The organism is Pseudomonas sp. Sample_16, assembly GCF_004307665.1.
Lineage (GTDB): Bacteria > Pseudomonadota > Gammaproteobacteria > Pseudomonadales > Pseudomonadaceae > Aquipseudomonas.
In genome coordinates, this window is the sequence record NZ_RCOB01000140.1 from 23,349 (window position 1) to 31,692 (window position 8,344).

Here is an 8,344-nt window from a genome sequence, read left to right on the forward strand (position 1 = left end):
GTTGATTCCTGTGGCGAGGGAGCAAGCTCCCTCGCCATGGGTGTCTCGACTAACCGACCGGACATTCACCACAGGGTGTACATTTTTCAGGGCGCGGACTTTATCACAGCGTAGGTGCGATCCTTCAGACCTGTGACGAACTGCCACCCCGGCATTCAACGCGAATTGCAGGTTCGTGCAACCGCATCCGCAAGCACTCTGTTAAGATTCGCCATCCTCATTTTCATATTGCCAGTGAGCCTTCGGGCTATCGCTGGTGTTCTCGTTTTCTGGAGTTTTGCATGCTGTTGCCCATCCTTCTGTTGTCTGCCGCCGGGTTCACGGTGCTGACCACGGAGTTCGTCATCGTCGGCCTGTTGCCGGCCATCGCCCGTGATCTAGGCGTCAGCATCCCGCAAGCGGGTCTGCTGGTGACGCTGTTCGCTTTCACTGTTGCTGCCTTCGGCCCATTTCTGACGGCGTACTTCGCGCGATTCGAGCGGCGCAAGCTGTTTATTTCGGTGTTGATCATGTTTGGTCTGGCCAACACACTGGCGGCACTGGCGCCGAATATCTGGGTCATGGCGTTCGCGCGGCTGATCCCGGCGCTGGGGTTGCCGGTGTTCTGGGCCCTGGCCAGTGAAACAGCGGTCGATATTGTCGGGCCGGACTACGCGGGACGAGCCATTGCCAAGATCGGCTTCGGTATTGTCTGCGCCACGGTGTTCGGCATACCCGTGGGCACACTGATTTCCGATGCCTTCGGCTGGCGCAGTGCTTTCGCGATCCTGGCTGTCATCGCGTTTGCCAAAGCGTTGTTGCTGTTTATCTATTTGCCAAAAACCAGCCTGCATCAACATCAGGTGAGTTTCCTTTCGCAGTTCAAGATCCTGCGCAGCCCGTTGATGATCGGTCACGTGTTGTTGTCGGTGATTGTGTTCAGCGGCATGTTCACTGCTTATACCTATCTGGCGGACATCCTCGAGCGCCTGGCCGGCTTCAACGGCACCGTTGTTGGCTGGTGCCTGATGGGTTTCGGCGCGGTCGGGTTGATCGGCAATTCGCTGGGTGGTCGCGCGGTAGACCGTCATCCGCTGATGGCGTCGATGATGTTTTGCGCATTCATGATCGCCGGGCTGGTGGCGCTGGTGCCGAACATTCATTCGCCCGTGGGGCTGGCGGCGGCGATGGGCATCTGGGGCGTGACGCAGGCGGCGATGTTCCTGGTCAGCCATGTGCGTTTGATGAAGGCGGCACCGCAGGCGCCGGCGTTCGCTGCTTCGCTGAACATTGCCGGGGCCAACCTCGGTATTGGCCTGGGCGCCATGATCGGCGGCCGGGTGATCGACAGTGTAGGCCTGCAAGGCCTTGGTTTTGCCGCGGCGGCTTTTATCCTGGCATCGATCCTGTTGGCCATCGCCCTGATGACCTTCAAGCCCCGGGAAGTGGTCACAGCGCCGTAAACAACTCGCGTCGGGCACCTTCGGTAATGGCGACAATGCCGGGGTGCTTGACCTTGCGTTCCACCGAAATGGCGTAGAACGACTCGCTCACCGCGTCGGTCTGGCCAATCACTTCCACGCCGCACTGGCGTTTCACTTCATCGGCGATCACGCTCGGGCCGATGAAAATCCCGCTGCCGGATTGACCAAAGGCCTGCATCAACGCGCTGTCGTCGAACTCGCCGACAATTTGCGGCTGAATTTGCTGTTCGGCGAACCAGCGTTGCAAACGGCTGCGGACCACGGTTTCCGGTCCCGGAATCAGCAAAGGCGCGCCATGCAGGCTGCGGGGGAAATCCTGGCCATATTGTGCCGCGAGCTCAGGGGTGGCAAAAAAACTGATCCCGCATTCACCGAGTTTCTGGCTGTAGCCCTTGATATCCAGGTGCGACGGCATCGGGCTGTCGGATATCACCAGGTCCAGGCGCTGGATCGCGAGGTCGGCAAGCAGGCGCTCCAGTTTGTCCTCGCGACAGGTAATGCGTAGCGGTTCACTCAATTCCATGGTTGGCGCAATCAGCCGATAGACGATGGATTTGGGCACTACATCGGCGACGCCGACCCGGAACAGAATCTGCTGTTCATTGGGCTGCGCACGCAGCATCAGCTCCAGCTCACCGCCCAGCTGAAACATTTGCTCGGCGTAGGGCAGGGTCTGCCGCCCGGCTTCGGTGAGTTCCAGTTGCCTTCCGACCCGGCGAAACAGTTCGATTCCGTACGTTTGTTCGAGCAGGGAAATTTGCCCGCTGATGGTCTGTGGCGTCAGGTTCAGTTGTTCGCACGCGCGAACGATGCTGCCGGTCTTGGCCACGACCCAGAAGTAATGTAATTGCCGATAGTTGAGCATGTCGTTTTCATAGTTCGCAAAAACCGAAGTATAGCCGGTAAAAAAACGAATTTTCCTGAAGTATTCATCTCCCTAGAATGCCTCGCTATCAACGGGCCATCGTTTCGGTCCCGTTCGTTCTATCGAGGGAAGCATCATGAAATTCAAAGCTACGGCGTTGTTGATCTCATCTTTACTGGTGTTGGCCGGTTGCGACCAGGCGGAAAAAAGCGCTCAGCAATTGATGGGCAAGGCGGCGGAAAGCGCCAAGCAGGCCATAGACGATACCCACAAAGCCGCCGAACAGGCGCTCAGTGACGCCACTGGCGGACTGATCAGCAAAAAAGAATCAGAAAAAGAATCGGAAAAAACCGAATCTTCTTCCCAGGAAATCTAAACCGTCTTACAGCGAGCCAGGACTGACCCATGGAATACCTTTTACAGCTAGCCGCCAGCCCTACTGCCTGGGTTGCCTTGGCCACCCTGGTGGTGATGGAAATCGTGCTCGGCATCGATAACCTGATCTTCATCTCGATCCTGACCAACAAACTGCCCGAGCAGCATCGGCAGAAAGCGCGGCGCATCGGTATCGGCATGGCGCTGATCCTGCGCTTGGGCTTGCTCAGCACCATCGCATTCATTGTCCAGTTGACCGCGCCGGTCATTGAAATTTTCGGCCATGCGTTCTCCTGGAAAGACATGATCCTGATTGCTGGTGGCTTGTTCCTGCTGTGGAAGGCAACCACCGAGATCCATCACAGCATGGACCCGGCGCCGGAAGATCCGAAGTCGGCAACCTCGACCGTGACCCTGGGCTTTGCCGCGGCCATTGGTCAGATTCTGATGCTGGACATGGTGTTCTCTATCGACAGCATCATTACCGCCGTCGGCATGACCGAGCATTTGCCGATCATGATCATTGCGGTCGTGGTGTCGGTACTGGTGATGTTGCTGGCGGCTGATCCACTGGCCAAGTTCATCAACGACAACCCGACTGTGGTCATGCTGGCCCTGGGCTTCCTGATCATGATCGGCATGACGCTGATCGCCGAAGGTTTCGGCGCCCATGTACCGAAAGGCTACGTTTATGCCGCCATGGCATTCTCGGCTGCTATCGAAGTGCTGAACATGATGTCTCGCCGGGCGAGACAGAAGCGTGTAGCTGCTGAAGCTTAATCTTCGCTAAATGAACGGCCGCCTGAACTCAAGAGAGTCCAGGCGGCCGTTTTTTTACATCCGGTATACGTCAGTGCGCGGTGACGTGGTGTGCGGCTGGTTCTTTGGCTTTCGGCGCGGGTGCTGAATGAGCTGAAGGATGGTGCCGGCGGGTAACGCGCAGAACGCCCCATAACATGGCGGCGGCTACGGCCAACCAGCCGCTGATCAACATCACGATTGTCATAATCAGGCTCATCGATGCCTCCTCTTTGCCCTGCAGCGGGCGGACACGCTATGCAAGTGACAGTCTAGTCGCTGTCGTGTTTCAGGCTATTGACCGAAGGTCGACAGCCATCAACCAGTTCGCTCTATGCAAACCAGCCAACTACCGGTTAAGGCTATACCGATGCTTCGTGGCGTCCTATGATCGACGGCCAAGCCGGGAAGCGGATTGCCTGGCGTCTGAACAAGAGAGTGATGATGGTGCGGGTAATTTCTCGAATGCTTTCAGTGGCGGTCATCGTGGGTTGTGTCGCCGGTCTGGCGGGCTGCGCGGGGAGCGTGGCACCACAAATCAAGCGTCTGCCGGAACGGGTGGAGCTCAGTGGTCGCTTCTACAAGGGCGTGGCCAATCAAAGCGGGCCGCAGGTGCTGGCGAGCATGTTGTCCCAGCAAGGCATCGTGATCACTCCGGGCCTGCTGGATAAACCGCTGCGTTTGCCGGGCGCCGAGGCCCAATTGCAACAGAACATGCAAAACCTCGCCCGCGAGTACGGAATGATGGTCTATCCGCTGGACAGCGACTTGCCCGCCTTGCTGACTCAGGTGGCGGCCGGGTATCCGGTCATGGTGCGGTTTACCGAAGGTTCGGCGCTTTGGTCCGAGCCGCGTTATGCCATTCTCACGGGGTACAACCGGCAGAAGCAGACTGTATTACTGCGAGCCGGGATGGATCAGCGGCTGCTGATGAGCTTCGGTTCGTTCGAATCGGCATTCAAGGATGCGGGTGGCTGGGCGGTGTTGATTCAGGCGCCAACGCAGATTCCCGCCGACGTCGACCAGCAGCGCTGGCTGAAGGCGGCAAACGATCTCGCCCAGGCCGGCCAGGAGCAGGCGGCGGCAAAAGCCAAAAAAGCCTTGGGCGCCCATTAAGCCCGTTCGTCATCTGCCGGGCACCCCTGCGCAGCGGTATCCTCTGACTATCAAGGCCCGTACTTTTCGGGCCGCGATCAGGAGGCGCTCATGGCACATTCCAATACTCCCGCTGGCCCGCATTCGTCTGAGCATTCGTCCGGCGATGAGCTGGGCTTCGACCCCGATTCTCCTGACCTCGCCGACCCTCAGGTCGATCCCATCGGACCGGCCAAGGCGCCTAAAGACGTGAAGCCGGGCGATGACCCTAAGGCTCCCGCAAAGCCCTACGATCCACTCGGTGACCTGAAACCTCAGGTCTGATGGAGGTGTGTATGTCCACTGATTCGAGTTTCAACGATAAACGCCCGGAAACCGTTCCCACTACACCGCAAGAGGACATCGATCCCGTACTGGATCCGGATAGCCCGATGCGCGATCCGCTGGCTCGGCCGACGGTGGCGCCAACCGAGCATCCCCAGAGCTGGCGAGACCCAAGCAAAGGCGACGGCATTCCGGATGACGACCAGATGCCGCTGCCCAACGATTGAAGAAAAAAGCCCCGAATATTCGGGGCTTTTGCTTGCGGTTGTCAGTATTTACTTTGAAGCTTCGACGACACCGCTCTGACGTTGTTTCAGGTTTTTATCCGCTTTGTATTGCAGGGCAACCGAAGGCACGTCCGCGCTTTTTCCACTCTCAACCCAATTACGCATGCGCGTGGCATCGGCAAAGTGGGTGTATTTGCCATAGGCGTCGAGTATGACCAAGGCCACCGGGCGGTTGCTCATCCGCGTTACGAGCACCAGACAGTGACCTGCTGCGTTGGTGAAACCGGTCTTTGTCAGCTGGATGTCCCAGTCCGGCTTGCGGACCAAATGGTCGGTGTTGCGAAAGCCCAGGCTGTAGACGGGTTTGCGGAACGTAACGGTTTTTTCCTTGGTCGTGCTCAACTCGGTCAGCAGCGGATACTTGTGCGCGGCGATCAGCAGTTTGCTCAAATCACGTGCGGTCGAAACGTTGCGCGGGGAGAGACCTGTTGGCTCGACGAAATGGGTATTGGTCATGCCCAGGGCCCGGGCTTTGGCATTCATCGCCGCAATAAACGCGGCGTAACCACCCGGATAATGGTGGGCGAGGCTCGCGGCGGCGCGGTTTTCCGACGACATCAGGGCAATCAGCAGCATTTCCCGGCGTGGCAACTCGCTCTTGAGTTTTACCCGGGAATACACACCCTTCATTTCTGGCGTGTCGCTGATGTTGATGTTGATGTACTCGTCCATGTTCTGCCGGGCTTCCACCACGACCAGGCCGGTCATCAATTTGCTGACGGAAGCGATGGGCACGACAACGTCGGGGTTGCTGGCGTAGATGACTTTGTTGGTCTGGATATCCAGCAGTAAAGAGCTGCCGGAAGCGAGTTTGAGTTGCGAGGTGGATCGAGGCGCTGCAGTGGTTTCGCCAGCGCTGGCGATTGGCGTGATGAAAGTCCCTGTAACTGCAAAAAATAGGCTCAGGATGGAAAGACGGATTTTCACGCTGGCAGACTCATAAAGTGTTGATATGCCGTGTTGTAACGGGCTATTTCTCGAAAAGCGCGACATTCTGGAGTATGGCTGAATAACTGTCGATGGTTGTTCAAGTACCAGGTGAAAGTCCCGGAAAACATGAAAAAAAAGTTATTTTCCGGCGGATGGTCGAAGCTGCTGCGCAGGCAAAAAAGAACCCCGCCATGGGCGGGGTTCCTTGTGTTGCCGGTCATCTATGCAGCGAGGCTCAGCTGTGCAGGGTTTCGGCTGCGTACAGGGTGTTTTCCAGCAGGCAGGCGCGGGTCATCGGACCGACGCCGCCGGGTACCGGAGTGATCCAGCCGGCGCGGGGCAGGGCGGTTTCGTAGATCACGTCGCCAACCAGCTTGCCGTCTTCCTGGCGGTTGATGCCGACGTCGATCACGATCGCGCCTTCCTTGATCCACTCACCCTTGACCAGGCCGGGCTTGCCAGCGGCAACGACGACGAGATCGGCGCGACCGACGTGGCCAGCCAGATCCTTGGTGAATCGGTGGGTGACGGTCACGGTGCAACCGGCCAGCAGCAACTCCATCGCCATCGGGCGGCCAACAATGTTGGATGCACCGACGACCACGGCATTCATTCCGTACAGATCGGCACCGGTGCTTTCCAGCAGGGTCATGATGCCTTTTGGCGTGCACGGGCGCAGCAGTGGAATGCGCTGGGCAAGGCGGCCGACGTTGTAGGGATGGAAGCCGTCGACGTCTTTGTCCGGACGAATGCGCTCCAGCAGTTTGGACGCGTCCAGGTGTTCAGGCAGAGGAAGCTGCAACAGGACGCCATCAATGGCGGGATCGTCATTCAGGCGATCGATCAGATCGGCCAGTGCTTCTTGAGTGGTTTCGGAAGGCAGGTCGTAAGCCTGGGAAAGGAAGCCGACCTCTTCACAGTCTTTACGCTTGTGCGAGACATAAACCTGAGAGGCAGGATCGCTGCCGACCAGGATCACCGCGAGGCCCGGCGTGCGCAGGCCTTGCTGGCGACGCTCGGTGACACGTTGGGCGATCTGCTGGCGCAGGCTGGCGGCGATCGATTTGCCGTCGATTAGTTGTGCAGTCATTGCGCGTGATTAACCATCGAGAGGGGAAAAAAAGAGAACGCATTCTCGCATGTCATGCGGTGAGGGCAAAGGCGCTTGGTCTGCAAATTCCTCTAACCCCTTTAATTAAATGAATTTTTTTTAAAAAGGATTTGACGACCTTTAGGGCGCTCTATACTATTCGTCGCACTTGTCGGGCACAGCCTAGCACTGGTTGAGAAGGCCGAGCGGAATCAAGGTTCTGCAAGGCTGAAAAGCACTTAGTTTGTAGTCCTTCAAGGGTACAGCTAACAAGGCGCCCGTAGCTCAGCTGGATAGAGCATCCGCCTTCTAAGCGGATGGTCGCAGGTTCGAGTCCTGCCGGGTGCGCCATTAGGCAGCTTTGGCACAAGTAGCGCAATATGGTGGGCGTAGCTCAGTTGGTAGAGCACGGGATTGTGACTCCCGTTGTCGTGGGTTCGATCCCCATCGTCCACCCCATATTTCGAAAGGCGCCAGATTAACAGTCTGGCGCCTTTGCTTTAAAAGCTTCACTCCGCGGATGTGGTGGAATTGGTAGACACACTGGATTTAGGTTCCAGCGCCGCGAGGCGTAAGAGTTCGAGTCTCTTCATCCGCACCAAATAAAGCTTCGATCATGTCGATTGGCAGGATTGAAGTTCAGCAAAGAAGTTGTTTGGCTTCTTTGTTACGCAATATGGTGGGCGTAGCTCAGTTGGTAGAGCACGGGATTGTGACTCCCGTTGTCGTGGGTTCGATCCCCATCGTCCACCCCATATTCCGAAAGGCGCCAGATTAATAGTCTGGCGCCTTTTTTGTTTCAGAAGATCGAGTTTTCAGCGGCTGCAGGTACTGGGTCGCAGGGCAGGGCGTTTCGTCGTATTTATGTTACTCGATGATGCCGTGCTGCCCACCGGCCTTGCTCGCCGGGTTGGCTGTCGGGGAGATGCCTGGTACCGCTTCTATATAAGGAAGGGTTGGTGCAGAGCCCTGGCGTGATTGGTTGTATTTGCCACCGGAGCGAAGTGCATCCGTGCCTTCGCACCTATAAATTGCCTGCTGTTTTTTTACCCGTTTTCAGTGGGGTGACTTCTTGAGTTTGACCCACTAGAATGCATGCCCTTGATTCTGGGGTCGG

General features: G+C 57.5%; 10 protein-coding genes and 4 tRNA genes. 10 read left to right on the forward strand and 4 right to left on the reverse strand.

The genetic code is table 11. The annotated features are described in order from the left end of the window. The first annotated feature begins 281 nt into the window (after window positions 1–281). On the forward strand, window positions 282–1,442 hold the full coding sequence (locus tag D8U69_RS18670; RefSeq protein WP_056854749.1) for an MFS transporter: 1,161 nt from the start codon (window positions 282–284) through the stop codon (window positions 1,440–1,442). Here the strand turns inward: D8U69_RS18670 and nhaR are convergent. Beyond that, on the reverse strand, window positions 1,429–2,328 hold the full coding sequence (gene nhaR, locus D8U69_RS18675) for a transcriptional activator NhaR (RefSeq protein WP_130904239.1): 900 nt from the start codon (window positions 2,326–2,328) through the stop codon (window positions 1,429–1,431). The two genes, D8U69_RS18670 and nhaR, sit on opposite strands and share 14 nt — an antisense overlap. A gap of 136 nt (window positions 2,329–2,464) precedes the next feature. On the opposite strand from nhaR, the gene D8U69_RS18680 reads away from it, so the two are divergent. Beyond that, entirely contained in the window at window positions 2,465–2,704 is a 240-nt protein-coding gene (locus D8U69_RS18680; protein WP_056854747.1) for a hypothetical protein, read from the forward strand. Between the two features lie 29 nt (window positions 2,705–2,733). Then, complete coding sequence (locus tag D8U69_RS18685; protein ID WP_130907885.1) at window positions 2,734–3,483, forward strand: TerC family protein; 750 nt, start codon at window positions 2,734–2,736, stop codon at window positions 3,481–3,483. Window positions 3,484–3,553: 70 nt separating this feature from the next. Here D8U69_RS18685 and D8U69_RS29510 read toward each other — a convergent pair whose 3' ends face one another. Next, window positions 3,554–3,721, reverse strand: coding sequence for a hypothetical protein (locus D8U69_RS29510; protein ID WP_177434581.1), 168 nt, complete (start codon window positions 3,719–3,721; stop codon window positions 3,554–3,556). A gap of 167 nt (window positions 3,722–3,888) precedes the next feature. Here D8U69_RS29510 and D8U69_RS18690 point away from each other — a divergent pair, with 167 nt between their 5' ends. The 3 genes from D8U69_RS18690 (at window position 3,889) to D8U69_RS18700 (ending at window position 5,147) form a co-directional block, all read left to right on the forward strand. After that, window positions 3,889–4,617 carry a peptidase C39 family protein gene (locus D8U69_RS18690; protein ID WP_056854745.1) on the forward strand — a complete coding sequence of 243 codons (729 nt, stop codon included), beginning with the start codon at window positions 3,889–3,891 and terminating at the stop codon, window positions 4,615–4,617. A gap of 90 nt (window positions 4,618–4,707) precedes the next feature. Then, entirely contained in the window at window positions 4,708–4,920 is a 213-nt protein-coding gene (locus tag D8U69_RS18695) for a DUF6021 family protein (protein ID WP_056854744.1), read from the forward strand. An 11-nt stretch (window positions 4,921–4,931) separates the two neighbouring features. Then, window positions 4,932–5,147, forward strand: a complete 216-nt coding sequence (locus D8U69_RS18700) for a hypothetical protein (RefSeq protein WP_056854743.1) — start codon at window positions 4,932–4,934, stop codon at window positions 5,145–5,147. Window positions 5,148–5,195: 48 nt separating this feature from the next. Here D8U69_RS18700 and pbpG read toward each other — a convergent pair whose 3' ends face one another. Further along, complete coding sequence (gene pbpG, locus D8U69_RS18705; protein WP_056854742.1) at window positions 5,196–6,134, reverse strand: D-alanyl-D-alanine endopeptidase; 939 nt, start codon at window positions 6,132–6,134, stop codon at window positions 5,196–5,198. 238 nt (window positions 6,135–6,372) lie between these two features. Beyond that, window positions 6,373–7,227 (reverse strand): bifunctional methylenetetrahydrofolate dehydrogenase/methenyltetrahydrofolate cyclohydrolase FolD, encoded by an 855-nt coding sequence (gene folD / locus D8U69_RS18710; protein WP_056854741.1) that lies wholly within the window; start codon window positions 7,225–7,227, stop codon window positions 6,373–6,375. A gap of 274 nt (window positions 7,228–7,501) precedes the next feature. Between folD and D8U69_RS18715 the strand changes: the two genes are divergently transcribed. The 4 genes from D8U69_RS18715 (at window position 7,502) to D8U69_RS18730 (ending at window position 7,982) form a co-directional block, all read left to right on the forward strand. Continuing rightward, window positions 7,502–7,578: transfer RNA gene (locus tag D8U69_RS18715), tRNA-Arg, on the forward strand. A gap of 32 nt (window positions 7,579–7,610) precedes the next feature. Then, window positions 7,611–7,686, forward strand: a tRNA-His gene (locus D8U69_RS18720). 57 nt (window positions 7,687–7,743) lie between these two features. Continuing rightward, a tRNA-Leu gene (locus D8U69_RS18725) sits at window positions 7,744–7,828 on the forward strand. 78 nt (window positions 7,829–7,906) lie between these two features. Further along, window positions 7,907–7,982, forward strand: a tRNA-His gene (locus tag D8U69_RS18730). The last annotated feature ends 362 nt before the right edge of the window (window positions 7,983–8,344 follow it).

Bases quoted from the DNA above. Each gene is read 5' to 3' on its own strand.
- D8U69_RS18670 (WP_056854749.1), top strand. From the start codon at position 282: ATGCTGTTGCCCATCCTTCTGTTGTCTGCCGCCGGGTTCACGGTGCTG.
- nhaR (WP_130904239.1), bottom strand. From the start codon at position 2,328: ATGCTCAACTATCGGCAATTACATTACTTCTGGGTCGTGGCCAAGACC.
- D8U69_RS18680 (WP_056854747.1), top strand. From the start codon at position 2,465: ATGAAATTCAAAGCTACGGCGTTGTTGATCTCATCTTTACTGGTGTTG.
- D8U69_RS18685 (WP_130907885.1), top strand. From the start codon at position 2,734: ATGGAATACCTTTTACAGCTAGCCGCCAGCCCTACTGCCTGGGTTGCC.
- D8U69_RS29510 (WP_177434581.1), bottom strand. From the start codon at position 3,721: ATGAGCCTGATTATGACAATCGTGATGTTGATCAGCGGCTGGTTGGCC.
- D8U69_RS18690 (WP_056854745.1), top strand. From the start codon at position 3,889: ATGATCGACGGCCAAGCCGGGAAGCGGATTGCCTGGCGTCTGAACAAG.
- D8U69_RS18695 (WP_056854744.1), top strand. From the start codon at position 4,708: ATGGCACATTCCAATACTCCCGCTGGCCCGCATTCGTCTGAGCATTCG.
- D8U69_RS18700 (WP_056854743.1), top strand. From the start codon at position 4,932: ATGTCCACTGATTCGAGTTTCAACGATAAACGCCCGGAAACCGTTCCC.
- folD (WP_056854741.1), bottom strand. From the start codon at position 7,227: ATGACTGCACAACTAATCGACGGCAAATCGATCGCCGCCAGCCTGCGC.